Annotated in this window: 27 protein-coding genes, 1 rRNA gene and 1 other annotated feature; of the genes, 27 read left to right on the forward strand and 1 reads right to left on the reverse strand. The window is 49.4% G+C overall.

The genetic code is table 11. The features are described from left to right. Positions 1 to 171 precede the first annotated feature (171 nt). The 10 genes from rrf (at position 172) to pssA (ending at position 9,897) form a co-directional block, all read left to right on the forward strand. Positions 172 to 288: ribosomal RNA gene (rrf, locus tag WH37_RS29250) — 5S ribosomal RNA — on the forward strand. 487 nt (positions 289 to 775) lie between these two features. Next, positions 776 to 1,237, forward strand: a complete 462-nt coding sequence (locus WH37_RS29255) for a CtsR family transcriptional regulator (RefSeq protein ID WP_046234190.1) — start codon at positions 776 to 778, stop codon at positions 1,235 to 1,237. A gap of 40 nt (positions 1,238 to 1,277) precedes the next feature. Then, positions 1,278 to 1,802 carry a protein-arginine kinase activator protein McsA gene (locus WH37_RS29260; protein WP_046234191.1) on the forward strand — a complete coding sequence of 175 codons (525 nt, stop codon included), beginning with the start codon at positions 1,278 to 1,280 and terminating at the stop codon, positions 1,800 to 1,802. Positions 1,803 to 1,826: 24 nt separating this feature from the next. Further along, on the forward strand, positions 1,827 to 2,906 hold the full coding sequence (locus tag WH37_RS29265; RefSeq protein ID WP_074905004.1) for a protein-arginine kinase McsB: 1,080 nt from the start codon (positions 1,827 to 1,829) through the stop codon (positions 2,904 to 2,906). Positions 2,907 to 2,908: 2 nt separating this feature from the next. After that, on the forward strand, positions 2,909 to 5,380 hold the full coding sequence (gene clpC, locus WH37_RS29270; RefSeq protein WP_046234192.1) for an ATP-dependent protease ATP-binding subunit ClpC: 2,472 nt from the start codon (positions 2,909 to 2,911) through the stop codon (positions 5,378 to 5,380). A 278-nt stretch (positions 5,381 to 5,658) separates the two neighbouring features. Further along, entirely contained in the window at positions 5,659 to 6,084 is a 426-nt protein-coding gene (locus WH37_RS29275) for a hypothetical protein (protein WP_046234193.1), read from the forward strand. 16 nt (positions 6,085 to 6,100) lie between these two features. After that, positions 6,101 to 6,451 carry an antibiotic biosynthesis monooxygenase gene (locus tag WH37_RS29280; protein ID WP_046234194.1) on the forward strand — a complete coding sequence of 117 codons (351 nt, stop codon included), beginning with the start codon at positions 6,101 to 6,103 and terminating at the stop codon, positions 6,449 to 6,451. 157 nt (positions 6,452 to 6,608) lie between these two features. Continuing rightward, positions 6,609 to 7,976, forward strand: a complete 1,368-nt coding sequence (gene radA / locus WH37_RS29285) for a DNA repair protein RadA (RefSeq protein WP_046234195.1) — start codon at positions 6,609 to 6,611, stop codon at positions 7,974 to 7,976. A 10-nt stretch (positions 7,977 to 7,986) separates the two neighbouring features. Continuing rightward, the gene (gene disA, locus WH37_RS29290; protein ID WP_046234196.1) at positions 7,987 to 9,063 is read left to right on the forward strand and encodes a DNA integrity scanning diadenylate cyclase DisA; all 1,077 of its coding nucleotides are present in this window, start codon (positions 7,987 to 7,989) and stop codon (positions 9,061 to 9,063) included. An 87-nt stretch (positions 9,064 to 9,150) separates the two neighbouring features. Next, positions 9,151 to 9,897 (forward strand): CDP-diacylglycerol--serine O-phosphatidyltransferase, encoded by a 747-nt coding sequence (gene pssA / locus WH37_RS29295; protein WP_046234197.1) that lies wholly within the window; start codon positions 9,151 to 9,153, stop codon positions 9,895 to 9,897. Positions 9,898 to 10,086: 189 nt separating this feature from the next. Here pssA and WH37_RS29300 read toward each other — a convergent pair whose 3' ends face one another. Beyond that, a complete protein-coding gene (locus tag WH37_RS29300; protein WP_046234198.1) occupies positions 10,087 to 10,482 on the reverse strand; it encodes a hypothetical protein in 396 nt (131 codons plus the stop codon). A gap of 150 nt (positions 10,483 to 10,632) precedes the next feature. Between WH37_RS29300 and WH37_RS29305 the strand changes: the two genes are divergently transcribed. The 17 genes from WH37_RS29305 (at position 10,633) to rplL (ending at position 24,361) form a co-directional block, all read left to right on the forward strand. Then, complete coding sequence (locus WH37_RS29305; RefSeq protein WP_046234199.1) at positions 10,633 to 11,730, forward strand: PIN/TRAM domain-containing protein; 1,098 nt, start codon at positions 10,633 to 10,635, stop codon at positions 11,728 to 11,730. 56 nt (positions 11,731 to 11,786) lie between these two features. Then, entirely contained in the window at positions 11,787 to 12,491 is a 705-nt protein-coding gene (ispD, locus tag WH37_RS29310; protein ID WP_046234200.1) for a 2-C-methyl-D-erythritol 4-phosphate cytidylyltransferase, read from the forward strand. A 2-nt stretch (positions 12,492 to 12,493) separates the two neighbouring features. After that, on the forward strand, positions 12,494 to 12,976 hold the full coding sequence (gene ispF, locus WH37_RS29315) for a 2-C-methyl-D-erythritol 2,4-cyclodiphosphate synthase (RefSeq protein ID WP_046234201.1): 483 nt from the start codon (positions 12,494 to 12,496) through the stop codon (positions 12,974 to 12,976). 722 nt (positions 12,977 to 13,698) lie between these two features. Further along, the gene (gltX, locus tag WH37_RS29320; RefSeq protein WP_046234202.1) at positions 13,699 to 15,165 is read left to right on the forward strand and encodes a glutamate--tRNA ligase; all 1,467 of its coding nucleotides are present in this window, start codon (positions 13,699 to 13,701) and stop codon (positions 15,163 to 15,165) included. Positions 15,166 to 15,863: 698 nt separating this feature from the next. Beyond that, positions 15,864 to 16,526, forward strand: a complete 663-nt coding sequence (cysE, locus tag WH37_RS29325; RefSeq protein ID WP_046234264.1) for a serine O-acetyltransferase — start codon at positions 15,864 to 15,866, stop codon at positions 16,524 to 16,526. Continuing rightward, positions 16,523 to 17,938 (forward strand): cysteine--tRNA ligase, encoded by a 1,416-nt coding sequence (gene cysS / locus WH37_RS29330; RefSeq protein ID WP_046234203.1) that lies wholly within the window; start codon positions 16,523 to 16,525, stop codon positions 17,936 to 17,938. Before cysE ends, cysS begins: the two co-directional genes overlap by 4 nt. Continuing rightward, entirely contained in the window at positions 17,935 to 18,441 is a 507-nt protein-coding gene (locus WH37_RS29335; RefSeq protein WP_046234204.1) for a Mini-ribonuclease 3, read from the forward strand. Before cysS ends, WH37_RS29335 begins: the two co-directional genes overlap by 4 nt. Further along, positions 18,441 to 19,196, forward strand: a complete 756-nt coding sequence (gene rlmB, locus WH37_RS29340; protein ID WP_046234205.1) for a 23S rRNA (guanosine(2251)-2'-O)-methyltransferase RlmB — start codon at positions 18,441 to 18,443, stop codon at positions 19,194 to 19,196. The genes WH37_RS29335 and rlmB overlap by 1 nt, the downstream gene beginning before the upstream one ends. Before the next feature lie 2 nt (positions 19,197 to 19,198). Then, positions 19,199 to 19,723, forward strand: coding sequence for an NYN domain-containing protein (locus tag WH37_RS29345; RefSeq protein WP_046234206.1), 525 nt, complete (start codon positions 19,199 to 19,201; stop codon positions 19,721 to 19,723). Positions 19,724 to 19,913: 190 nt separating this feature from the next. Beyond that, positions 19,914 to 20,564: an RNA polymerase sporulation sigma factor SigH gene (sigH, locus tag WH37_RS29350; protein ID WP_046234207.1), complete on the forward strand. Its 651-nt coding sequence runs from the start codon at positions 19,914 to 19,916 to the stop codon at positions 20,562 to 20,564. A 328-nt stretch (positions 20,565 to 20,892) separates the two neighbouring features. Then, positions 20,893 to 21,042 (forward strand): 50S ribosomal protein L33, encoded by a 150-nt coding sequence (gene rpmG / locus WH37_RS35080; RefSeq protein ID WP_015847242.1) that lies wholly within the window; start codon positions 20,893 to 20,895, stop codon positions 21,040 to 21,042. Positions 21,043 to 21,060: 18 nt separating this feature from the next. Continuing rightward, the gene (secE, locus tag WH37_RS29355; protein WP_046234208.1) at positions 21,061 to 21,270 is read left to right on the forward strand and encodes a preprotein translocase subunit SecE; all 210 of its coding nucleotides are present in this window, start codon (positions 21,061 to 21,063) and stop codon (positions 21,268 to 21,270) included. Positions 21,271 to 21,293: 23 nt separating this feature from the next. After that, positions 21,294 to 21,827, forward strand: coding sequence for a transcription termination/antitermination protein NusG (gene nusG, locus WH37_RS29360; protein ID WP_046234209.1), 534 nt, complete (start codon positions 21,294 to 21,296; stop codon positions 21,825 to 21,827). A gap of 102 nt (positions 21,828 to 21,929) precedes the next feature. Next, on the forward strand, positions 21,930 to 22,355 hold the full coding sequence (gene rplK, locus WH37_RS29365) for a 50S ribosomal protein L11 (protein ID WP_046234210.1): 426 nt from the start codon (positions 21,930 to 21,932) through the stop codon (positions 22,353 to 22,355). Between the two features lie 138 nt (positions 22,356 to 22,493). Then, a complete protein-coding gene (gene rplA / locus WH37_RS29370) occupies positions 22,494 to 23,186 on the forward strand; it encodes a 50S ribosomal protein L1 (RefSeq protein WP_046234211.1) in 693 nt (230 codons plus the stop codon). Positions 23,187 to 23,202: 16 nt separating this feature from the next. Then, positions 23,203 to 23,356: a sequence feature (ribosomal protein L10 leader region), on the forward strand. A gap of 60 nt (positions 23,357 to 23,416) precedes the next feature. Then, positions 23,417 to 23,920, forward strand: a complete 504-nt coding sequence (gene rplJ, locus WH37_RS29375) for a 50S ribosomal protein L10 (protein WP_046234212.1) — start codon at positions 23,417 to 23,419, stop codon at positions 23,918 to 23,920. 81 nt (positions 23,921 to 24,001) lie between these two features. Beyond that, complete coding sequence (gene rplL, locus WH37_RS29380) at positions 24,002 to 24,361, forward strand: 50S ribosomal protein L7/L12 (RefSeq protein WP_046234213.1); 360 nt, start codon at positions 24,002 to 24,004, stop codon at positions 24,359 to 24,361. The last annotated feature ends 88 nt before the right edge of the window (positions 24,362 to 24,449 follow it).

Below are 24,449 nucleotides of genomic sequence, written 5' to 3' on the forward strand. Positions count from 1 at the left end.
CAGCAATGCGTGCAGCTGACGAATACTAATCGGTCGAGGGCTTATCCTAACAAACACGCTAAAGTTTCAGACTTTGTCTTTCGCATCCAGTTTTCAGGGTAGCAATACCTTGATGATGATTGTTGGATCTTTTCGAAGCTAATTCGGGAAGTCATTCAATGAAAAATCCAGTTTGGTGGCGATGGCGGAGGGGAACCACGCGTTCCCATCCCGAACACGACCGTTAAGCCCTCCAGCGCCGATGGTACTTGGACCGCAGGGTCCTGGGAGAGTAGGACGTCGCCAAGCACGAGAAGCCTGTCGCAATCATTGCGGCAGGTTTTTTGTTGTCCTTTAAATTGATACATTATCTTATAGTGAAAATGCTGTGCACAACTTATCTACAGCCGTGGATGAGGTGCATAGTATTTTTTTATGGAGTGAATAAGTCCGTATTGGCGCGGTTGTTCACATGTGGGTAAGATCGATCGGCTTTATATGAACATAATGTAAACATGAGTTATGCACATTCGTTCATTTTTTATGCACAGCCTGTTTATAAATAGAACCGATCTAGGCGAGTCGGGTATAATTAGTGCTTTTTCGCATCATGCTAGGTAGTAGCCTTGTGTATAAATGCTTGTGGATGAATCGTCAGAAAATTAAGACTCCATCTCTTGACCTTTCTTGAATTTTGCGTATAATAAAGCTAAAGTCAAAGAAAGTCAAAGTCAGTTGGAGCTGCATATGAATAAGCGTAAGCTTATGCTCTTGCAGAACCAGGGAGGTTGGTGATATGCGAAACATTTCCGATCTCATTGAACAGTATTTAAAGAATATGCTGCAGGAAAGTACGGAAGGCTCGGTGGAAATACAGCGCAATGAGCTGGCTGAGAAATTTTCGTGCGTCCCTTCCCAGATTAATTATGTTATTAGTACGCGTTTTACGCTGGAGAAGGGTTACATGGTCGAATCGAAACGTGGAGGTGGGGGCTATGTCCGGATTCAACGGGTAGAGCTGCCAGCCTTGCAGACGATTCAGTTTCATATTCGGCAGACGATTGGGGATTGCGTGGAGCAGAGCGTGGCGGAAGGGCTGATTTATCAGCTTGAAGAAGCGCTGCTAGTGACGAAACGCGAGGCGCAGCTGCTACGTGCAGCGATTAATCGGGAAACCATTGCCGTCAAGCTGCCGCTGCGTGATGAGCTAAGGGCCCGTTTACTGAGAGCGATGCTTATATCGCTTCTGGTTAAGTAACTTTACCGTGCGTATAGCGCATGGAAAGGGGTGATACGTCTTGATTTGTCAGGAATGCGGCAAGAAGCCGGCAACGCTTCATTTTACGAAGATTGTCGGTGGAGAGAAGACGGAGTTTCACATTTGTGAAGCTTGTGCGCGCGAACGGGGAGAAGGTATTCCGGGAACTGCGAATGGCTTCTCTATCCACAGCTTGCTGTCGGGTCTGCTTGATTTTGACCCATCTGGAACATCGGGTTCAGCAGGGACAAAGCCTTGCCCGGTCATACGCTGTGACGAATGCGGATTTACTTATGCACAGTTCAGCAAGATCGGACGCTTTGGCTGCAGCGCCTGCTACAAACATTTTTCAGATAAGTTAGATCCGCTGCTTAAAAGGGTACATGGTAGTACGGTGCATACGGGGAAAATTCCGAAACGCTCCGGAGGACAATTGCAAAATAAACGAGAACTTGATCAGCTCAGACGCGAGCTGTATGATCGTATTGAGCAAGAAGAATTTGAAAGTGCGGCTCAAATCAGGGATCGCATTCGTGAACTTGAGCGTAAAATAGCAGAGCTGTAAGTCGTGAAGTAAGGAGGATACCTCTTGAAGAGTCATCGTTTTTCAGAGCAAGCGTTAAGCGATTGGATGAAAGGGGATGGTCCCGAGTCAGATATCGTCATCAGCAGCCGAATACGCATCGCCAGAAATTTAAACCATCATCCGTTTCCATTGCTCGCTACGAAGGAGCAGTCGCTTGAGGTTATGGAGCAGCTGGCTGCTATAGGGGCATCTGGAAAGCTTGAGCCTATCGGCCATTTTGATACCATCGTGTTATCCGATCTTACAGAGCTGGAGAAGCGTGTGTTGGTCGAAAAGCATTTGATTAGCCCTAATCTGGCTAATGAATCTCGAGGCGGAGCCTTCATTCTCAGCGATAATGAATCGGTGAGCATTATGATTAATGAAGAAGACCATCTGCGAATTCAATGTCTGTATCCGGGTTTTCAAATTCAGGAAGCTTGGACGCTGGCGAATCGGATCGATGATATTTTTGAAGCGGAGACCGAATATGCCTTTGATGAGAAACGCGGTTATTTAACGACATGCCCGACCAACGTTGGAACAGGCATTCGCGTATCCATTATGGTGCATTTGCCGGCACTCGTGCTATCATCGCAAATCAATCGGATTTTGCAGGCGGTCACGCAGGTAGGACTCGCGGTTCGCGGATTGTATGGGGAAGGCAGCGAAGCGCTTGGCAATGTGTTTCAAATCTCGAACCAAATTACACTTGGCCAATCCGAGTCAGAAATTATTGACAACTTGTACAGCGTAGCCAAACAAATTATTGAACATGAGAAAGCAGCTCGAATACGGCTGCTGGCAGAGTCAAAGCTGCGCATTGAAGATAGAGTAAAGCGGTCCTATGGGATTTTATCCTATGCGGCTATTATGGATACGAAGGAAGCGGCACAGCGGCTTTCAGATGTCCGATTGGGCGTTGATCTGGGATTGCTGGATAATATAACGCCTCAAGTCATGAATGAATTAATGATTATGACACAGCCAGGCTTCTTGCAGCAAGTATTTAAGGAAACGATGAATGCAGAACAGCGGGATTATCGCCGGGCAGAACTTATTCGCAAGCAGTTGCGAAGTCAAATGGAACATGGGGGTGCGTAACGATGATGTTCGGAAGATTTACAGAACGGGCACAGAAGGTGCTTGCATTGGCGCAGGAGGAAGCAGTTCGTCTTGGACATAATAATATTGGTACAGAGCATATTTTGCTCGGATTGATTCGTGAAGGGGAAGGCATCGCCGCGAAAGCGCTGATTGGACTTGGCCTAGGCTTGGAGAAAATTCAGGATGAGGTTGAAGCTTTGATCGGTAGAGGCCAGGAGCAGCCTACTAATATTGCCTATACGCCACGTGCGAAAAAGGTCATTGAGCTGTCTATGGATGAAGCGAGAAAGCTTGGACATACGTATGTGGGTACAGAGCATATTTTGCTCGGACTCATTCGTGAAGGTGAAGGTGTGGCAGCCCGCGTGCTGAACAACCTCGGCATCAGCTTGAATAAAGCACGTCAGCAAGTGCTGCAATTGCTCGGCAGCAGCGAAGCAATCTCCAGCAACCATGGCGCTCCATCTAATGTGAGCACGCCAACGCTGGACGGACTTGCCCGCGACTTGACCTCCTTTGCAAAAGAAGGCAATCTCGACCCGGTTATCGGCCGCAGCAAGGAAATTGAGCGCGTTATTCAAGTGCTTAGCCGCCGGACGAAAAACAATCCGGTTCTGATCGGGGAACCCGGCGTTGGTAAAACGGCAATTGCCGAAGGACTGGCGCAAAAAATTATTGCGAACGAAATTCCGGAAACGCTGCGCGACAAACGTGTAATGACGCTCGATATGGGCTCTGTCGTAGCTGGTACGAAATACCGCGGCGAGTTTGAGGACCGTCTGAAAAAAATTATGGATGAAATCCGCCAAGCCGGCAATATCATCTTGTTCATCGATGAGCTCCATACGCTAATCGGTGCAGGTGGGGCTGAGGGCGCGATTGATGCTTCGAATATTTTGAAGCCGGCGCTAGCACGCGGCGAGCTGCAATGTATCGGTGCGACTACGCTGGATGAATACCGCAAATACATCGAGAAGGATGCTGCGCTGGAGCGCCGTTTCCAACCGATTACGGTTGATCAGCCTTCGCCGGAAGAAGCGGTACAAATTTTGTACGGCCTGCGTGATCGTTATGAAGCCCATCACCGGGTGAAAATTACGGATGAAGCGATTATTCAAGCGGTTAAGCTGTCCGATCGTTACATTACGGATCGTTTCCTGCCGGATAAAGCGATCGACCTGATTGATGAAGCGGGCTCCAAAGTACGCCTCAACTCATATACAATTCCGCCAAACCTCAAGCAGCTGGAAAACCGTCTGGAGGATATCCGCAAGGAGAAAGACTCCGCTGTTCAAAGCCAGGAGTTTGAGAAAGCGGCTGCGCTTCGCGATACCGAGCAAAAGATGCGCGAAGAGCTGGATATTACGAAAAATCAATGGAAAGAAAAACAAGGACGTACCGATTCCGAAGTCACACCTGAGGATATTGCACAGGTTGTAGCGAGCTGGACCGGCATTCCGGTAAGCAAGCTGGCAGAGGAAGAAACCGAGCGTCTGCTGAAAATGGAATCCATTCTTCACGGCCGTGTCATCGGTCAGGAGGAAGCAGTCAAAGCGGTATCGCGCGCTATGCGCCGTGCTCGTGCTGGCCTGAAGGATCCGAAGCGTCCGATGGGTTCGTTCATTTTTCTCGGTCCAACCGGTGTTGGTAAAACCGAGCTTGCCCGTGCGCTTGCAGAAGCGATGTTCGGCGATGAAAATGCGATTATCCGCATCGATATGTCGGAGTATATGGAGAAGCATTCGACCTCCCGTCTCGTTGGGGCGCCTCCGGGATATGTTGGTTATGAGGAAGGCGGTCAATTGACCGAGAAAGTACGCCGCAAGCCGTATTCGGTTGTATTGCTCGATGAGATTGAGAAAGCCCATCCAGAAGTATTCAACATTTTGCTGCAAGTACTGGAAGATGGCCGTCTGACTGACTCTAAAGGCCGTGTAGTCGATTTCCGCAATACGCTGATCATTATGACGTCGAATGTGGGCGCGGATCAAATTAAACGGAACTCTTCGCTGGGCTTCACTGCTGTTCACGACGCTGGCCGTGACTTCATCCAAATGAAGGATAAAGTAATGGCTGAGCTCAAAAAGAGCTTCCGTCCAGAGTTCCTGAACCGGATTGACGAAACGATCGTGTTCCACTCGCTGGAGCAGGAGCATATCGCCGAAATCGTAACACTGATGTCCGACGATCTGCGCAAACGCCTGCGTGAGCAAGATGTAGACTTCTTGCTGACCGATACGGCGAAGGCGTTCCTGGCGAAAGAAGGTTTCGATCCGCAGTATGGTGCACGTCCATTGCGTCGTGCGATTCAGAAGCATATCGAAGACCGTTTGTCCGAGGAACTGCTCGTTGGCAACATTCAAAAAGGCGACCGCTTCACGATTGATGAGAAAGATGGCGCCTTGACGGTAACGAAATCCGAGCCTCTTGATTTGGAGAAAGCGTCCGAAGAGCCGGCAGCTAAATCATAAATGTAAAGTTAGGATACTGCACAGCTGATCATAGCTTATCAGCACATTCGGCTAGCCAGCTCTAAGCAGCTTGGCACAATAAAAGAAAGCTTCCAGGAACCGTGAACATGGCGGATTCTGGAAGCTTTTTTATGCGTTGAGCTGGCGTTCTCTGTTCTTTTCGTTGACAATGAGAATCATTATCGTGTATCTTATAAAGAGTGGGCGATACTTTAAAGATAAACTCTTTCATATACAAAGATGAAGTACGGAATAGATGACGGAAGGCGGTAATAAGTATGGGTTTGAATGCTGCCAGAATAACGGCTGAAGAGGCGTCATATTTATCAAATGAATATATTAAGCAGTTCGTTAGAGCAGCGCATATGGATTTTGACAAGGTAAAGCAAATGCTGAGTGAAGAGCCGGAGCTGCTGCACGCTTCCTGTGATTGGGGCGATGGTGATTGGGAAAATGCGCTAGGTGCGGCCGCACATGTTGGGCGAAGAGACATTGCCCTGTATTTGCTGGAGCGTGGAGCAAGACTTGATCTTTTTGCGGCCGCAATGTTAGGCAAGCTGGAAGTGGTTCATGCGATCTTAAGTGACGACCCCTCGGCGAAAGATGCCATTGGCCCGCATGGAATTCCGCTCATCGTTCATGCCAAGATGGGTGGCGAGGAATCGCGCTGCGTTTATGCTTATTTGGAAAGCCTTCAGGCTTGATAGGAGGAGTAACATCATGATCGTGGTCACGAACACCATTAAAGTTAAAAAAGGGCACGGCGAAGCCGTAGCTGAGCGGTTCCAGCATACGAAGGGAATTGAGCTTTCGCCCGGCTTTATCCGGATGGAAGTGCTGCTTACGGAAAACTTGGTGGATTATGATGAGCTGAGAGTCGGCACAACATGGGAAAATAAAGCGTCGTTTGAAGGCTGGGTCAACAGCGACTCCTTCCGTCAGACACATGCTCATCGTCAAACGAAAGCAGGCGAGGGCTGCCAAGGTCAGCAAAATGAAGTTATTATGCTGGGTTCCCAGCTTTCAACGCATCGCGTTATTGTAGCGCGGCAAGCGGTTATCCAAGCTTAAAGGATAGCGTGCATAGGTTGCTTTTTACAGAAAGTTCCCTTCCTCCTCTTGTGGATGACAGGGAACTTTCTTGTTGTATAAGGAAGTAGGGGTTTATACAATCCACATTAAATGGTAAACTTTGAATGATAGTGTTTTTTAGTAAAAGGAGCCGGACATGGCAAAAATAAAAACGAAATTCGTATGCAATGAATGTGGAACAGAGTCGCCAAAGTGGATGGGCAAATGCCCAGGGTGCCAGTCATGGAATTCCATGATTGAAGAGAAGGAAACCGTTGTCAAGACGCAGGGAGTCGGTTTGCGTGTTGCGCAAACGAAAGAAAAGCCACAATCGATCATACATATAGAGAGCGGGAAGGAACCGCGCATTGAAACGAGCTTGAAGGAGCTGAACCGCGTACTTGGCGGAGGCGTTGTGCCGGGCTCCCTTTTGCTGGTAGGGGGCGACCCCGGTATCGGAAAATCCACGCTGCTGCTGCAAACCTCGCATGCACTGGCAACGAAGGGATTGAAGGTTCTCTATATTTCGGGTGAGGAGTCGGTGCGGCAAACGAGACTAAGAGCGGATCGGCTTGGTGCGCTGACGGAATCCTTGTATGTGCTTTGCGAAACGAACATGGATCATATTAACGAGGCGATTGAATCGGTGGACCCCGATTTTCTCGTTATTGACTCGATCCAGACGGTTTATGATCCAGGGGTGCAATCTGCGCCGGGCAGCGTGTCCCAGGTTCGTGAATGCACAGCGCATTTTATGCGAGTTGCCAAAATCAAAGGGATTGCAACGGTGCTGGTCGGGCATGTGACGAAGGAAGGCGCCATTGCCGGACCGCGGATGCTGGAGCATATGGTAGATTGCGTGCTTTATTTTGAAGGAGAGCGCCATCACACCTACAGGCTGCTGCGCGCGGTGAAAAACCGGTTTGGGTCAACGAATGAGATCGGTATTTTCGAAATGGGCGAGGAAGGCTTGCGTGAGGTGCTGAACCCTTCTGAGCTATTTTTATCAGAGCGCCCGCTTGGGGTAGCAGGTTCTATTGTTGTTGCCAGCATGGAGGGGACTCGTCCTGTATTAGTGGAATTGCAGGCGCTGGTGGCGACGACCAATTTCCCATCGCCGCGCCGCATGACGGCCGGGCTTGACCATCATCGCATGGCGCTGATCATTGCTGTGCTTGAGAAGCGCAACGGCATGTTTCTCCAGACGCAGGATGCTTACTTGAATGTCGCAGGCGGCATTAAGCTGGATGAGCCGGCAGTTGATTTAGCAGCAGCGGTATGTCTCGCTTCCAGCTTTCGGGATGCACCAACGAGACCTTACGACGTTGTGTTTGGGGAAGTTGGTTTGACAGGCGAGGTGCGTGCCGTTTCGCGGGCCGAGCAGCGGGTAAAGGAAGCCGAGAAGCTGGGCTTCAAACGAGTTATTATGCCGGAGAAAAGCCTGAAGGGCTGGAAGCCGCCGGCATCCATTGAGATTATTGGTGTAAACACCGTAGCGGAAGCGCTCTCGGCAGCACTAGGATAGGGGGAAGATGATGAAGGAACAGAGCCAGCTAGAAACGATGAACCAGCTTTTGCAGCTAGTCGCGCCCGGTACCCCGTTCCGTGACGGCTTAGAGAACGTGCTGCGGGCGAAGACTGGGGCATTGATCGTTGTCGGATACAGTCCTGAGGTAATGGAAGTTGTGGATGGAGGTTTTTCCATCAATTGCGACTTCTCGCCCAACTATTTGTATGAGCTTGCGAAGATGGATGGCGCCATTATTTTGAGCGAGGATATGCGGCGGATTTTGTATGCCAACACTCAGCTTATTCCGAACAGCTCCATTCCGTCGATCGAGACGGGAATCCGCCACCGTACCGCAGAGCGGGTAGGCAAACAGACGGGCAAGCTCGTCGTCTCCATATCGCAGCGCCGAAATATTATTACGCTATATCAAGGTAATTTGCGGTATGCGCTCAAGGAAATGGGCAACATTTTGACAAAAGCGAATCAGGCGATTCAGACGCTGGAGAAATATAAGGCGGTGCTGGGCCAATCGTTCAAAAATCTGTCCGTACTTGAGTTCGAAGAGCTGGTAACCTTACAGGAGGTTGCTCATGTCGTGCAGCGTGTAGAGATGGTGCTGCGTGTCAAAATGGAAATCAAGCGTTATGTGACCGAGCTGGGAACGGAAGGACGCCTCATTGCAATGCAGCTGGAAGAGCTGGTCGATGGTGTGGATGAAGATGCTTGGTATTTGCTTAAGGATTATGCGAAAGATAATTCAGATGAAAAAATTCGGGAAATCCGGCTGGCGATGAAAAAGCTCAGCTCGGATGAACTGTTGGACGCTTCTCCGATTATCCGGCTGCTCGGATATCCGCATACCGCGTCTATGGCGGAAGAATCCATTTCACCGCGCGGCTATCGTCTGCTGAACAAAATCCCGCGTTTGCCGCTCATTATTATGAATAATCTGGTCGAGCGCTTCGCTAGACTGCCTCATATTATGATGGCGACGATCGGTGAGCTTGATGATGTGGACGGAATTGGGGAAGTTCGGGCAAGGGCGATCAAGGAAGGTTTGAAACGGATCCAGGATCAAATGTTCATTGACAGGCAAATCTAAATCCCATACAATTGATGGAATGTGAACCGCCCAATCATCATACATTTGTGTTTGGTCTTAGGGCATAGTAGAGAAGAGGTGGAACAGATGATTATAAAGTCAATACCGAGCCTTTTCACGGTGGGGAATTTGTTTCTTGGCGTAATCGCCATTATTATGGTGTTTAATGAGAAACCTGAATTTGCAGCGATGATGGTTATTATCGCGATGCTGCTAGATGGCGTGGATGGCAGAGTGGCACGTGCACTTAATGCACAGAGCGAATTTGGCAAGGAGCTTGATTCGTTATCCGATGTTATTTCCTTCGGAGTAGCTCCGGCGTTCATTATGTATGTCGTCGCTTTTCAGGATCTAAATACAGCAGTGGCTTGGATTATTACCGCGTTGTTCCCGATTTGCGGAGCTTTGCGCCTGGCAAGATTTAATGTTGTAACGAAGACGCCGAGCGGTTATTTCATTGGTCTGCCGATTCCAGCAGCTGGTGGAGTTTTGGCAACGCTGGCCCTGTTCAAAAATGATATTTCGGTTATTGTGCTGTTAATTAGCACGCTCGCTCTTTCCATTCTTATGGTGAGTACCGTCCGTTACCCGAATTTCAAGAAATTTGGCATTCCGAAGAGCGCGATTTGGGTCGTGCCGATTATCGTTGTGTTCTCGCTCGTTATCGGTATTTGGTTCAATCAATATTTGTCGAAGCTGATTTTCATCCCTCTTTTGCTATACGCGCTGTGGGGCTTAAAAAAAAACGTTGATCGGCGCATTAAGCCGCGCAGACGTAAAAACAAGCATGCGGAGCTGAGCGAGGAGCAGGTGCAGTCGGAAACGACAGCCTAGTGTGCAGTTAGGGCAGGAGCATTTTTCATAAACAAACAAAAAACATCAAAAAAGCTGCAAACCATGTAAACGTGGTTTGCAGCTTTTTTTTGTGGAAAGGGGCTTGTCGCCAAAGGGCGGCAACGCTGTTTAAGCTTGTGCATCTTGCATCATTATGTGGAGGTAGCAATGGCTTTGCAGGCATTCGCTTTACGTTAAATTAAATAGGCCGAGCGTTGAGCATTTGTCATACTCATCAGCGATGACTTCATTCAACTGGATATCCAGCAGATTGCACATCGCGGTCATGTAGAACAGATTGCGTCCGAGATCAGCCTTAAGCACATCGCGGCAGTTCTCGCATAGCTCGCCAGAAAGGTGGCTTTGCAGCGTTTCTTTCGCGCTCTTCAGGTTCGGTTCATCGGAATAATGCTGCTTGCGGGCCGCAAGCTCAATGCAGCCGCAGTCGGTCACGGCTTTCGTTACTGCGCGATTGACGGATGTTCCAGCCTGCCCGAACTTTGACATCACATCCAGCAGGCTCCGATGCCTTAGCAGTAACTCGGATACTTGCTGTTGAAATTGATCCAATGTTGGTGCGCTCATCGGTTACACCTCTTTCATCAACTTTAGCAACTTCTGATCTTATTTTCCATTATAAGCTTACTTGGTCCGCATTTCAAAATGAAAAATCATTCACCTTTGACGGTTAGAGTGTTCCCAATTGGAACATAATTGTAATGGAGGTGGATGAATATGGTAAGACGTATCATTCAATTAATTGGAATAATGTTAGGTGCAATGGCAGGACGCGAGCTTCACAGCATGACTAGTTTATCGGGATTATGGGCTGAGCCATCTATTGGGATGCTTGAGCATTCCGGCACTTATTACATGAATGTCGGAATTGGCGCATTGTGCGGGGTCATTCTCGCGACCGTGGCGGCAAATCCGCTCATTCGTTTAATGCAGCGTGGAGCGGAGCAGACTTCGGCTATGCCGGTTAAGGATTTGCTTGCTGGTGCAGCCGGATTGTTCGTAGGGCTGCTGCTGTCGGTGCTGCTGTATCCGGCGGTGTCAGACATTGGAGGCGTAGGCGTTATGCTGCCGGCCATTATGGCTCTATTCTTCGGCTATTTGGGCGTGCGCATTGCCTGGAACAAGCGGGATGAGCTGACTGAAAAGCTAATCGAGCTGTGGAACCAGCGCAAAGCGGCGCCTGCTATTGATGAGACGAGCGGGTTCGAGGAGCATAAGATTTTGGATACGAGCGTTATTATTGATGGGCGGATCGCTGACATTTGCAAAACTGGTTTTATTGAGGGAACGCTGGTCATTCCTGAATTTGTACTGGAGGAGCTGCAGCATATTGCCGATTCTTCGGACTTGCTCAAGCGCAACCGCGGTCGTCGCGGGCTGGATATTTTGAATAAAATCCAGAAGGAGCTTGATGTGCGCGTGCTTATCTATGAAGGAGATTTTGAGGAAATCAGCGAGGTGGACAGCAAGCTGGTGAAGCTGGCGAAGGCGCTGCACGGCAAAGTGGTGACGAATGATTTTAACCTGAATAAGGTGTGCGAGCTGCAAGGGGTATCCGTCTTGAACATTAACGATTTGGCGAATGCCGTGAAGCCCGTTGTTCTGCCGGGTGAAGAAATTATTGTGCAGGTCATTAAGGACGGCAAGGAGCATGGACAAGGTGTCGCTTATCTCGACGATGGCACGATGATTGTTGTGGAAGGTGGACGCGAATACATCGGCACAACGATGGAAGTGCTTGTAACGAGCGTGCTGCAAACGTCAGCGGGAAGGATGATTTTCGCCAAGCCGAAGCTGTTGGAAAAAGCGCAGTAAAAAAGGTATGATAGAGGGGATACAATACCGGCACAGAGATTTGAGGGGAATACGACATGGGGGCAAAATGGGGAGTTGTCGTCGTTGCGGCCGGACGCGGTTCGCGAATGGGGACAAAAGAAAGCAAGCAGTACCTGGAAATGCAGGGCAAGCCGATTGTTGTACATACGCTTGAGCTGTTCGCTGCGCTTGATGATCTTGCTGAAATTGTCGTCGTTGTCGGCGCTGATGATGTGGGTCGCGTAGAAGAGCTGGTCAGCCGTTTCGGCATCGGCAAGGTGAAGGCGGTTGTTGCAGGCGGCAGCGAAAGGCAGCATTCGGTGTACAACGGCATTCAGGCACTTTCGCCTGCTGTGGAGTGGGTCATGGTGCATGATGGCGTGCGGCCGCTTGTGACGGCTGCTGCGGTCGGCGCCTGCTGCTCCGTGGCGGAGCGTGTGGGTGCGGCCGTGCTGGCAGTGCCTGTGAAGGATACGATTAAACAGGTGGGCGATAACGGCTTGATCGTATCGACGCCTGACCGCCGAAGCTTGTGGGCGATTCAAACGCCGCAGGCTTTTCGTCGTGAACTGCTTGTACGTGCGCATGAGCAGGCCCATGAAGAGGGCTTTCTGGGGACGGACGATGCGATGGTCGTCGAGCGAATGGGTGTACCGGTTGCCGTAGCGGAAGGCGATTATACAAATATAAAAATTACGACGCCTGAGGATTTGCCATGGGCGGAGTTTTTGCTCGCAAAGCGGGGGAGAGGGGAAGGCTGACTATGATTCGTGTAGGACAAGGCTTTGACGTTCATCAATTGGTAGAAGGCAGGCCGTGCATTATCGGCGGTGTAACTATTCCATATGAAAAAGGGCTGCTAGGGCATTCCGATGCTGACGTGCTGCTGCATGCGATTACCGATGCGATTCTAGGCGCATTGGCGCTTGGGGATATCGGGAAGCATTTTCCCGATACGGACCCTGAGTTCAAGGATGCGGACAGCTTGAAGCTGCTTGTACATATTTGGGGACTCGTCAAGGAGCGCGGCTATAAGCTCGGCAACATTGACTCGACGATTATTGCGCAGCGTCCCAAAATGCTGCCTTATATTCCGCAAATGGCGGAAATTATCGCAGGAGCCTTGGAGGCTGATGTATCCCAGGTGAATGTGAAGGCAACGACGACGGAGCAGCTCGGCTTCCCCGGACGGGGCGAAGGAATCGCGGCGCAATCCGTTGTTTGCCTGATTAAAGATGTGATATAATCGCAATAATTTTTGGGCGCTGGTGTGAGGGGAACGGAATGAACTGGGCAGGGCAACTTCGTTTTTGCCGCTACGTGGACAGAATGTTCTTACGATCGCTGTTGCCCCTGAATTTAGTTGAATTAGACTGCCTAGTAGTATAAATTCAGGGGCAAAGGCGAACGCTCTGGGCTTGCGATGAAATTAGTTCCCGCTTTTGCTGGCAAAGTATCAATGGTTTTGTGATCTTTGCCAGCAATTTAGCGGAGGTTATTTCGTCACAATGCCCTGCGCTTCTCCAGAATCATTCTGCCCACTCCGCTCCAGCTGATGGTTTATCTAAAGTATTTTGCTGAAGATATAGCAAAAGCATTTTGTTTAAGGTAAGGCGAAGGTTAAATAATTTGGAAACGCAGCTGGTTTTTTGAAGGAAAGCTTAGCAATAGCTGATTTACTGCAAGGATGTAAGAAGTATGGTGAAAAAGTCGTAGTGGAGGGAAAAGGGGTTGCTGGAGAAGCGATAGCGTTCGCTTAAAGTTTTCCGTAGGAAAGCAGCATCGTAAGCTTATGCTTTTACCCTTAAGTTTCAACGGCTGAGTCGGTTAAATTGAGGAAACTTAAGGGTAATGGCGATCGGAGGCAAGCTCTTTTCGCGCAGCGCAGACTCTTTTTCACCATACTTATTATCATTTCCAGTACAAAAAGCGCAAGGCTACAAGCGACTAGGGAGGGGCAATTAAGCAATGACACAAGAAATTCGCGTACGCTATGCACCGTCGCCGACGGGGCATCTGCATATTGGCAATGCAAGAACGGCCTTATTCAATTATTTGTTTGCCCGCAACTTGGGCGGAAAGTTTATTATCCGCATCGAAGATACGGATGTGAAGCGCAATATTGCCGGCGGAGAAGAAAGCCAGCTCACTTATTTGAAATGGCTCGGCATTGATTGGGATGAAAGCATAGACGTTGGCGGCGACTACGGCCCTTACCGTCAGACGGAGCGTCTTGATATTTACGAAAAGTATTGGCAGGACCTGCTGGATCGCGGCTTGGCCTACCGCTGCTACTGCACCGAGGAGGAGCTGGAGCGTGAGCGCGAGGAGCAAACAGCTCGGGGCGAAACGCCGCGTTATTCCGGACTTCATCGCAATCTGTCGGATGAGCAGCGCACAGCCTTCGAGGCGGAAGGCCGCGTGCCAAGCATTCGTTTCCGCGTGCCGGAAGGCCGCATCTATAAATTTGATGATGTCGTAAAAGGTGAAATCAGCTTTGATACGGCGGAAACAGGCGATTTTGTCATTGTGAAAAAAGATGGCATCCCGACGTACAACTTTGCCGTTGCGCTGGATGACCACCTGATGAAAATTAGCCACGTCCTGCGGGGCGAGGACCATATTTCCAATACGCCGCGCCAATTGATGATTTATGAAGCATTTGGCTGGGAGCCGCCTCGCTTTGGTCATATGACGCTGATCGTTAACGAGAATCGCAAAAAGCTCAGCAAGCGCGATGAGTCGATCATCCAGTTCATTGAGCAATACGATTCGCTAGGATATTTACCCGAGGCGATGTTCAACTTTATTTCGCTGCTCGGCTGGTCGCCAGAAGGCGAGCAGGAGATTTTCACGCGTGAGCAATTGGTTGAAGTATTTAATGCTGAGCGACTCAGCAAAAGTCCGGCTGTATTCGATACACAGAAGCTGAGTTGGATGAACAATGAATATTTGAAAAAAACAGATTTAGCACGCGTCGTCGAGATGTGTCTGCCGCATTTGGTTAAGGCAGGCCGCGTATCTGAGCAGTTGGATGAAGCTGGCCGCGCCTGGGTGAGCAATCTCGTGGCGTTGTATCAGGACAAGCTGCGTTATGCAGCGGAAATCGTTCCGCATACGGAGCTGTTCTTCCAAGAGGCTGCCCAGGATGAAGAAGAAGCGACGACTGTGCTTGCAGAAGAGCAGGTGCCGGTCGTGCTTGCTGCCTTCCTTGCGCAAGTTGAAGCGACGCCAGCAGAGGCATTTGATGAAGGCAGCGTGAAGGCTTCCATTAAAACGGTGCAAAAGGATACCGGCTTCAAAGGCAAACAGCTGTTTATGCCTATCCGCGCCGCTTTGACCGGCCAGACTCATGGCCCGGACTTGAACCAATCCATCGTGCTGCTTGGCCATGCGAAAGTGATCGCGAGGCTGAACGAGCGATTGGGCCGCTAGGCTCGCTGCACGGGGAGCAGGTCCCGGCGCGGGTATTCGCGCTGGGCGTACTCTTTTTCACCATACGGTTACGCCAAGGCACAATGCCTCTTGTCACATAAGGGTGGATTGGGTATACTAGGGCTACTATTAGGAAGTTTACAATTAACAAGCTATGAACAGGAAAAGTACGTTTTGCTGGATTTGCAGAGAGGACAACCGTCATTGCATCCAGGCCGGACTAGTGCGGCTATTGGACAATGTAGCTGCAAGTTGTCTAATTCGGCGGGCGGAAAATTGCACCTGGGAGCTTTGTTCCGAGCCGTATGGCCGAGCAGTTGTTTTTTGAATCGAAGGAAGCTTCGTTCAAAGGCAGCAGGCGAGGCGCTTGCGGGGTAGGCGGCAACGTAGGCCTGCGTTAAAGGCTTTGAGATGGATAGCAACCGAGCTATCTGGCAGCCGTGAGTAGAAGCGGGCGAAGGCAGGGATGCCGAAGCTTGCAGATGCGGCGCAGATACGCAGTCAGGCTGTTCAAGCAGAGTGGGACCGCGATTGAACACACGCCTCTGCAGCATGCAAATGCTGTGGGGGCTTTTTTATATGGACATCCGGCAGCCAGCAAGGCAGGACTAAGGAGCTGCGAGGAAATTAGCGGTACTTCATTTCGTCGCAGTCTCCAAGAGGGGCAGCGGCCTGCTGGCTTGAGAGGAGATAAGCTGATGTTTCGCCATATTCGTTCAGATATTGAAGCGGTATTTGAAAATGATCCGGCCGCCAGAAGTCGATTTGAGGTCGTCTTCACTTATTCCGGCCTGCATGCGATTTGGGCGCATCGGGCGGCGCATTATTTTTTTCGTCACAAATGGTTTACGGTTGCGCGTATCATATCCCAATTCAGTCGTTTTATGACGGGCATTGAAATTCATCCAGGGGCCACGATCGGCGAGCGGCTGTTTATTGACCACGGTATGGGCATTGTCATCGGCGAAACATGCGAAATTGGCAATGATGTCGTCATTTATCAGGGGGTTACGCTTGGCGGAACGGGCAAGGAGAAGGGCAAGCGCCATCCGACCATTGGCAACAATGTCGTCATTGGTTCGGGCTCGAAGGTGCTGGGATCGTTCAAAATTGGCGATAATTCAAATGTAGGCTCGAATGCGGTTGTGCTGCGCGAGGTGCCGCCTAATTGTACGGTTGTTGGCAACCCCGGCAGAGTGGTGAAACGAAATGGCGAGCGGGTGAAGGATAGACTGGAGCACAACCAGCTGCCTGACCCGGTCATTGAAATGCTGCGGGATATGCAAAATGAAATTGATCGTTTGAAAACAGATTTGAGAGAGCTCAGGGAGCCTGTAAATGGAGGGGATTTTCGAAAATGACGCTACATCTGTATAATACATTGACCCGCACGAAGGAAGCTTTTGAATCGCAGGAGCCAGGGAAAGTTAAAATGTACGTATGCGGGCCGACGGTATACGATTATATTCACGTTGGAAATGCAAGGCCGTTTATTTTCTTCGATGTCGTTCGGCGGTATTTGGAGAGCACAGGCTATGAGGTGAATTATGTCGTCAACTTTACGGACGTGGATGATAAGATGATCCGCAAAGCGGAGGAGCTGGGATCTACGGTTCCAGAAGTGGCGGAGACATTTATCGCGGCATTCAATGCGGATCTCGAAGCGCTTGCCGTGCATAAGGCAACACTGAACCCACGCGTAACGGAGCATATTACGGAAATCGTCGATTTTATTCAAGGCCTGCTGGACAAGGACATTGCTTATGAGAGCGAAGGCGATATTTATTTCCGCACTGCCAAGTTCGAGGAATACGGCAAGCTGTCTCATCAAAATCTGGAGGAGCTGCAATTCGGCATCCGGATTGAAGTAGGCGATCGCAAGGAGAGTCCTAAGGATTTTGTGCTGTGGAAAGGCGCAAAGCCGGGCGAGATTTTCTGGGAAACGCCGTGGGGACCGGGCCGTCCAGGCTGGCATATCGAATGCTCGGCAATGGCGCGCAAGCATCTCGGGGACACGCTCGATATTCATGGCGGCGGACAGGACCTGCAGTTCCCGCATCATGAGTGCGAGGTCGCACAGTCGGAAGCATTGACGGGCAAACCGCTGGCGAATTATTGGATGCATAACGGCTATATTAACATTGACAATGTGAAAATTTCCAAATCGCTGGGCAATGGTATTGCGGTGCATGAGCTGGTGAAGCAGGTGAAGCCGCAAGCGATTCGTTATTTTATTTTGTCTGGACATTATCGCAGTCCGCTTAACTTCAACGAAGAAGCGCTAAAGCAAGCGGCAAACAGCGTGGAGCGCATCGCGAACAGCGTGTCCAATTTGCGTCATCGTCTGCAAGTGCTGGAGAGCGAGGGGCAGACGGGAGCTGCGGCGTTCGAGCTTGATGCTCGCTTGGCGGAAATTATGAGCGTGTTTGAGGCGAAAATGGAAGATGATTTCAATACGCCGGATGCGATTACCGCTGTCTTTGATCTGGTTGGCGAGGCGAATCAATATTTGAACCGCACAGATGTGGGCATCGAGGGCGTGCAGGCTTTCCTGGATGTGCTGGAGCAAATGGACGAGGTGCTTGGCCTAATCCCGCCACAATCTGCCGAAGCGGATCTGCTTGATGAGGAAATCGAACAGCTGATTGTCGAAAGAACGGAAGCGCGCCAGTCGAAAAATTGGGCTAGAGCGGACGAAATTCGCGATTTGCTGACAGAGAAAGGCATCGCTCTTGAGGATACGCCGCAAGGCATCCGTTGGCGCCGCCTATGAGTGAGCCGCATAACAGCGAGGCTTTAGCGAACGACTTATTGTTTTACTCGCCTTCGAAAAAAACAAACCTGCTGAACCCCGTTGTGCTCGCCTATGTTGGCGACAGTGTGTTCGAGCTGCTGGTACGTCAATATTTGGTGTCCCTGCCGAACCATAAGCCGCATCATCTGCACCGCGAAGCGACGGGGATCGTTTCGGCAAAAGCGCAGCGGCGGATTTTGCTGGAGCACTGGCAGCCGCTGCTGACGGAGGAAGAGGCAGATGTGGTGCGGCGCGGGCGCAATACGAAATCCGGTGCGCCACCTAAAAATGCTGACCCCGCCGATTACCGTCAAGCTACCGCGCTTGAATGTCTCGTTGGGTATTTATATTATGAAGGCCGCATTCAGCGCTTGCATGAGTTATTCGCCTGTGCGATTGCAGCAAGAGAAGACGGAGAGGAACGGCCGGCACAGCCAGCCGCTCCTTCCGCCGCAGCCAAGAAAACAAAGGAGGGCGAATAATGACTGAAACTAACCCGCAAGATGAAATTATTGCTGGCAAGCATCCCGTACTGGAGGCGCTTCGTTCCGGGCGTGAAATCAATAAAATTTGGATCGCCGAAGGCGCCCAGAAGAGCATGACGCAGCCGATTACGGCAGAGGCGAAAAAGAGCGGAATTATCGTGCAATTTGTCGATAAAAGGAAGCTCGATGGCATGGCCGAAGGCGTGCAGCATCAGGGCGTTATTGCGCAGGCGGCAGCATTTCGCTACGCCGAGATTGAAGAAATATTAGAAGCGGCGCGCAGCCGTAATGAAACGCCTTTTATTTTGCTGCTGGATGAAATTGAGGACCCTCATAATTTGGGCTCTATTTTGCGGACAGCCGAATGTACTGGCGTTCATGGCGTTATTATTCCGAAGCGCCGTGCGGTTGGACTGACAGCAACCGTCTCCAAAACATCGGCGGGAGCGGCTGAATATGTGCCTGTTGCACGCGTGACGAACCTGGCACAAACGATTGATCGGCTGAAGGAAGAAGGCATATGGATAGCGGGTACGGATGTCAGCGCCAAGCAGGAAATTTATTCGATGAAATTCGACATGCCGCTCGCTGTCGTCATCGGCAATGAAGGCAAAGGCATTGGCCGCCTCATCAAAGAAAAATGCGATTTTCTGGTGAAGCTTCCGATGCAGGGCCAGCTTAATTCGCTGAATGCCTCCGTTGCTGCGGGCGTGTTCATGTACGAAGTGGTCAGACAGCGCCGGAGCGTTTAGACATGAAACGGCGTGACGATATTTTGCTGGTGGATGGCTACAACATGATTGGGGCCTGGCCCGTGCTGGAAAAGCTGAAAGCCATCGATCTCGAGGAAGCAAGGGATAAGCTGCTTGATATGCTCGCAGATTATCAGGGCTTTACCGGCATGGCGGTCTATATCATTTTCGATGCGCATCAGGTGCCTGGGCTGGGAGCGACCTTCAAGCATCACAAGCTGACAATTGTGTATACGAAGGAGAAGGAAACAGCGGATGAATGCATTGAGCGTATGGTCGTTGAGCTGTACAAAAAAAGACGCCATTTGTATGTCGCTACTTCTGATCTCGTAGAACAGCATGTCGCTTTCGCTCATGGGGCGCTTCGCCTCTCGGCACGCGAGCTGCTTATTGAAATTGAGCAGAACCGCAAGCAAATTGAGCTTACGCTGATGGAAGAAACGAAGAGCCGCCGCAATACGGTAGACAATAGTCTCAGCCTTGAAATTCGCACGCAGCTGGAAAGGCTTAGGCGAGGCGAGAAATGATGGGGCGCACGAAGGCGGCGGTGAATTATTTTTGGATGTATCTGTAAAAAATTCGACACCTAGAATCGGTTTTGTTATCGGATCGGGGTCTAAATCGGTTGACGTTGTCAGGTTACATAATGTATACTGGCTCTATATTTGCTGGCTATGAATCTAGCGGCGTACGCCTTGCAGGCCGGAGGGATAGTTTGTGAGCATCGACCTCAAAGAATGGAGTACGCTCGAATATGACTGCAGTACGGACGAGGAAATCGTAGAAGCGAGTCGCAATGGCGACAGTCTGGCGCTCGAATATTTGATTAACAAATATAAGAATTTTGTTCGAGCTAAAGCACGCTCTTATTTTCTTATCGGTGCGGACCGGGAAGATATTGTGCAGGAAGGCATGATCGGACTGTATAAGTCTATTCGCGACTTTAAAGGGGACAAGCTCGCAAGCTTTAAAGCATTTGCAGAGCTGTGCATTACGCGGCAGATTATAACGGCGATTAAGACGGCCACCAGGCAGAAGCATATCCCGCTCAATTCCTATGTCTCGCTCGATAAGCCGATATACGATGAAGATTCCGATCGTACTTTACTTGATGTCATATGCGGGACCCGGGTATCAGACCCGGAAGAGTTGATCATTAACCAGGAAGAGTTTAGCGGTCTGGAAGACAAAATGTCCGAGATTTTGAGTGATCTTGAACGCAAGGTGCTCATGCTTTATTTGGACGGAAGATCCTATCAGGAAATAGCAGTTGATCTGGATCGTCATGTGAAGTCTATTGATAATGCACTACAGCGCGTGAAGCGGAAGCTGGAACGTTATTTGGAAGTCCGGGACATAAGCGGGTAATAGTGTCATCATACTTATAACTTAAGTGAGAATGCAGAAGCTGTCCTTTTCTCTGTAATTGTAGAAGAGGATGGCTTCATTTCCGTTTTAAAAGGGAAAATACTGCCTATACTTGTAGAAACAGGGCGGACCCGATGCCGCCTTGCTTCCAGCTTTTGTACAAGCTCGCATTCTATCTTTTACATTGACATCCAGTATGTCGTGTGATAAAGTGTTCGGGTAGGCCTAAATATGAGGTTTTTTTTCGTGTTGGCCTGCATTTCATCTTGAGGTACTGCATGTTTCAGGGTGAACAGGTATTTAGTAGCAGTTCGGGAGGTGTAATTCAATGCGGGTTATTATCACGTTGGCATGCACAAACTGCAAACAGAGAAACTATGCGAGCAGCAAGAACAAACGCAATCACCCCGACCGCATCGAGTTGAAGAAGTTTTGCAAGTTCTGTAACGAGCAGACTCCTCATCGCGAGACGAGATAGTCAAATGGAGGTGTGACCGTGGCATTTTTGGCTAAAGTGAAGCAAAGCTTCGGAACAACGTTTGGTTTCTTTGCTGACAGCTGGGCAGAACTGAAGAAGGTTCGTTGGCCAAACCGTAAAGAGTTGACAAGCTATTCAATCGTTGTCGTTTTGACGATTACGGCTGTGACGATTTACTTTTGGCTTCTTGACATCGGGATCTCGTCTCTAGTTGAACTGATTGTTTAAGAAGGGTCCAAAGGTGAATTGAAATGGAAAAAAGATGGTATGTCGTACACACTTACGCCGGTTATGAGAACAAAGTAAAAGCCAATTTGGAACGCCGTTTGGAATCGATGGGCATGGAAGACAAGATCTTCCGCGTACTTGTTCCGATGGAAGAAGAAGTGGTCGAGAAGGACGGCAAGAAAAAAACCGTTCAACGTAAAGTTTATCCAGGCTACGTCCTCGTAGAAATGGTTCAAACTGACGATTCTTGGTATGTCGTTCGTAATACGCCGGGTGTTACAGGATTCGTAGGATCGACAGGATCAGGCTCGAAGCCGATCGCTCTTATGCCAGACGAAGTCGAACAGATTTTGAAGCATATGGGTATGGAGGAACCGAAGCCGAAGATCGAATTCGATCTGAAGGAAACTGTACGGGTCAAGGAAGGTCCGTTCGCGGATTTCGTTGGTACAGTGGAAGAAATTTTGCTGGACAAAGCGAAGCTCAAGGTTCATGTCAACATGTTTGGCAGAGAAACGCCAGTTGAGTTGGATTATACTCAAGTGGAGAAGATCTAGTTCCGGTATTTCTGTAGGAGCCCAGCACTCTAGGGTGGATGCAGAAACGCCAAACTCGTTAGTTGTATGTTGTGGATTACCAGGGTAAGGAGGTGTATAGTCATGGCTAAGAAAGTCATCAAGATGGTCAAACTGCAAGTTCCTGCAGGTAAAGCGAATCCAGCTCCACCAATCGGTCCGGCGCTCGGTCAAGCAGGCGTTAACATTATGGCGTTCTGTAAAGAGTTTAACGCTCGTACAGCAGATCAAGCAGGTTTGATTATTCCGGTTGTTATTTCCGTATTTGAGGATCGTTCATTCACATTCGAAACTAAAACTCCACCGGCAGCAGTATTGCTCCGCGTAGCAGCAGGTATCGAAAAAGGATCAGGCGAGCCGAACAAGAAGAAAGTAGCTACCGTTAATCGTGCTAAGGTCCGTGAAATCGCGGAACAAAAAATGCCCGACTTGAATGCAGCTTCCGTTGAAGCAGCAATGCTTATGATCGAAGGTACTGCACGCAGCATGGGCGTTACAATCGTTGACTAATTGCGTTTGATCCGTTAGGATAACAAACGAAGGGCTGACTGTTACAAGGATGCTCGGACTGTGAAGCTTAGGCTTCACTGTGGGAGGATTTTCCCTAGGAGGATTTTCCGCTAAAACCACTTGAGGAGGATATTTACAATGGCTAAACATGGCAAGAAGTATGTAGAAGCTTCCAAGCTGATCGATAGCGAAGCGACTTACGAGTCGTTAGAAGCGATTGAGCTTGTGAAAAAAGCAGCAACAGCTAAATTCGACGAATCCGTTGAAGTTGCTGTACGTCTGGGTGTAGACCCTCGTAAACAAGACCAAGCAGTGCGCGGCGTCGTTGTACTTCCGCACGGTACTGGTAAAACTAAACGCGTCCTCGTATTCGCAAAAGGCGAAAAAGCGAAGGAAGCAGAAGCTGCTGGCGCTGATTTTGTCGGCGACGCAGACATGATTAACAAAATCCAACAAGGCTGGTTCGATTTCGACGTTTGCGTAGCAACGCCGGATATGATGGCTGAAGTTGGTAAACTTGGTCGTATTCTCGGTGGTAAAGGCTTGATGCCTAACCCTAAAGCCGGCACAGTAACGTTTGACGTTTCTAAAGCCGTGCAAGAGATTAAAGCCGGTAAAATTGAATACCGTCTGGATAAAGCTGGTCAAATCCATGCTCCAATCGGTAAAGTATCCTTTGATGCTGAGAAGCTTGATGCTAACCTTCGCGCTCTTGTAGAAGCTTTGGTTCGTGCTAAACCAGCTGCAGCTAAAGGTGTATACTTGAAAAACATCGCCGTTTCCTCGACAATGGGCCCTGGCGCTCGCGTCTCCGCTGCTAGCTACCGCTAATAGCAAGGAACGGAACTAAAATCGAACACGCATACCGTAGACAGTAGGTGCCGAAAGGCTTAATTTCCTACCGAGGTGTTATGATAAAGCGTTTGGGTGCGGCCTTGGGTCGTACTAACGAACCATCATGGCCTTCGCTACTTAATAGCGGAGGCTTTTCTCATGCATCGCGGCAAGAGATCTGACTCGTCAAATAACGGAATGTACAAATAATACAGGAGGTGTACAGTTTGGCAAACGCAAAAATCATCCAAGAGAAACAACAAGCGGTTGAAGTTATTACAGCAAAGCTTCGTGATAGCTCCAGCACTGTCGTTGCCGATTATCGCGGATTGAACGTTGCGCAAGTTACAGAACTTCGCAAACAACTGCGTGAGGCTGGCATCGAGTTTCAAGTTCTGAAAAACTCGCTAGTTCGCCGTGCTACTGAAGCAGCTGGTCTTTCTGAGTTGAACGACATTCTAACTGGACCGACAGCTATTGCTTTCGGTAATGAAGATGCAGTTGCTCCAGCAAAAATTCTTAATGATTTCGCTAAAAAGAACGACGCTCTGAAACTTAAAGGCGGCGTTGTTGAAGGTAAAATCGTTGATATGGATCAAATCAAAGCGCTGGCGGAACTTCCGTCCCGCGATGGATTGCTTTCCATGCTCCTCAGCGTATTGCAAGCCCCAGTGCGCAACTTCGCGCTTGCGGTTAAAGCAGTTGGCGAGCAAAAAGAAGCTCAAGCTTAATTTTTTTTACACGTATCGAATCTGCTGCTCGTTTAAACTTGCAGCTTAAAAAAAACTAAAACCACTTCTGGAGGTATAACCATGTCTAAAGATCAAATCTTGGAAGCCATTAAAGTTATGACCGTTCTTGAACTGAACGATCTTGTTAAAGCAATCGAAGAAGAATTCGGCGTTACTGCTGCTGCTCCTGTAGCTGCTGTTGGCGGCGGCGCAGCTGTTGAAGCTGAGCAAACTGAATTCACTGTTATCCTTAACAACGCTGGTGCTTCCAAAATCAACGTTATCAAAGTCGTTCGCGAAATCACAGGTCTTGGCCTGAAAGAAGCGAAAGATCTGGTTGATAGCGCTCCTAAAGCAATCAAAGAAAACGTTGCTAAAGAAGAAGCAGAAGCAGTTAAAGCTAAGCTTGAAGAAGCTGGCGCAGCTGTAGAAGTTAAGTAATATCTCTTCTTTAGAAGATAGCGGGCCCCTTGAAACGCTACGTTTCAAGGGGTTTGTTCTATGTTTAAATCTATGCATGTATAAGATT

Origin of the sequence: Paenibacillus algorifonticola (assembly GCF_000971975.1) — a bacterium.
Lineage (GTDB): Bacteria > Bacillota > Bacilli > Paenibacillales > Paenibacillaceae > Pristimantibacillus > Pristimantibacillus algorifonticola.

Coding starts and splice junctions, on each gene's coding strand:
- WH37_RS29255 (WP_046234190.1), top strand. CDS start 776: ATGCGAAACATTTCCGATCTCATTGAACAGTATTTAAAGAATATGCTG.
- clpC (WP_046234192.1), top strand. CDS start 2,909: ATGATGTTCGGAAGATTTACAGAACGGGCACAGAAGGTGCTTGCATTG.
- WH37_RS29275 (WP_046234193.1), top strand. CDS start 5,659: ATGGGTTTGAATGCTGCCAGAATAACGGCTGAAGAGGCGTCATATTTA.
- WH37_RS29280 (WP_046234194.1), top strand. CDS start 6,101: ATGATCGTGGTCACGAACACCATTAAAGTTAAAAAAGGGCACGGCGAA.
- radA (WP_046234195.1), top strand. CDS start 6,609: ATGGCAAAAATAAAAACGAAATTCGTATGCAATGAATGTGGAACAGAG.
- disA (WP_046234196.1), top strand. CDS start 7,987: ATGAAGGAACAGAGCCAGCTAGAAACGATGAACCAGCTTTTGCAGCTA.
- pssA (WP_046234197.1), top strand. CDS start 9,151: ATGATTATAAAGTCAATACCGAGCCTTTTCACGGTGGGGAATTTGTTT.
- WH37_RS29300 (WP_046234198.1), bottom strand. CDS start 10,482: ATGAGCGCACCAACATTGGATCAATTTCAACAGCAAGTATCCGAGTTA.
- WH37_RS29305 (WP_046234199.1), top strand. CDS start 10,633: ATGGTAAGACGTATCATTCAATTAATTGGAATAATGTTAGGTGCAATG.
- ispD (WP_046234200.1), top strand. CDS start 11,787: ATGGGGGCAAAATGGGGAGTTGTCGTCGTTGCGGCCGGACGCGGTTCG.
- ispF (WP_046234201.1), top strand. CDS start 12,494: ATGATTCGTGTAGGACAAGGCTTTGACGTTCATCAATTGGTAGAAGGC.
- gltX (WP_046234202.1), top strand. CDS start 13,699: ATGACACAAGAAATTCGCGTACGCTATGCACCGTCGCCGACGGGGCAT.
- cysE (WP_046234264.1), top strand. CDS start 15,864: ATGTTTCGCCATATTCGTTCAGATATTGAAGCGGTATTTGAAAATGAT.
- cysS (WP_046234203.1), top strand. CDS start 16,523: ATGACGCTACATCTGTATAATACATTGACCCGCACGAAGGAAGCTTTT.
- WH37_RS29335 (WP_046234204.1), top strand. CDS start 17,935: ATGAGTGAGCCGCATAACAGCGAGGCTTTAGCGAACGACTTATTGTTT.
- rlmB (WP_046234205.1), top strand. CDS start 18,441: ATGACTGAAACTAACCCGCAAGATGAAATTATTGCTGGCAAGCATCCC.
- WH37_RS29345 (WP_046234206.1), top strand. CDS start 19,199: ATGAAACGGCGTGACGATATTTTGCTGGTGGATGGCTACAACATGATT.
- rpmG (WP_015847242.1), top strand. CDS start 20,893: ATGCGGGTTATTATCACGTTGGCATGCACAAACTGCAAACAGAGAAAC.
- nusG (WP_046234209.1), top strand. CDS start 21,294: ATGGAAAAAAGATGGTATGTCGTACACACTTACGCCGGTTATGAGAAC.
- rplK (WP_046234210.1), top strand. CDS start 21,930: ATGGCTAAGAAAGTCATCAAGATGGTCAAACTGCAAGTTCCTGCAGGT.
- rplA (WP_046234211.1), top strand. CDS start 22,494: ATGGCTAAACATGGCAAGAAGTATGTAGAAGCTTCCAAGCTGATCGAT.
- rplL (WP_046234213.1), top strand. CDS start 24,002: ATGTCTAAAGATCAAATCTTGGAAGCCATTAAAGTTATGACCGTTCTT.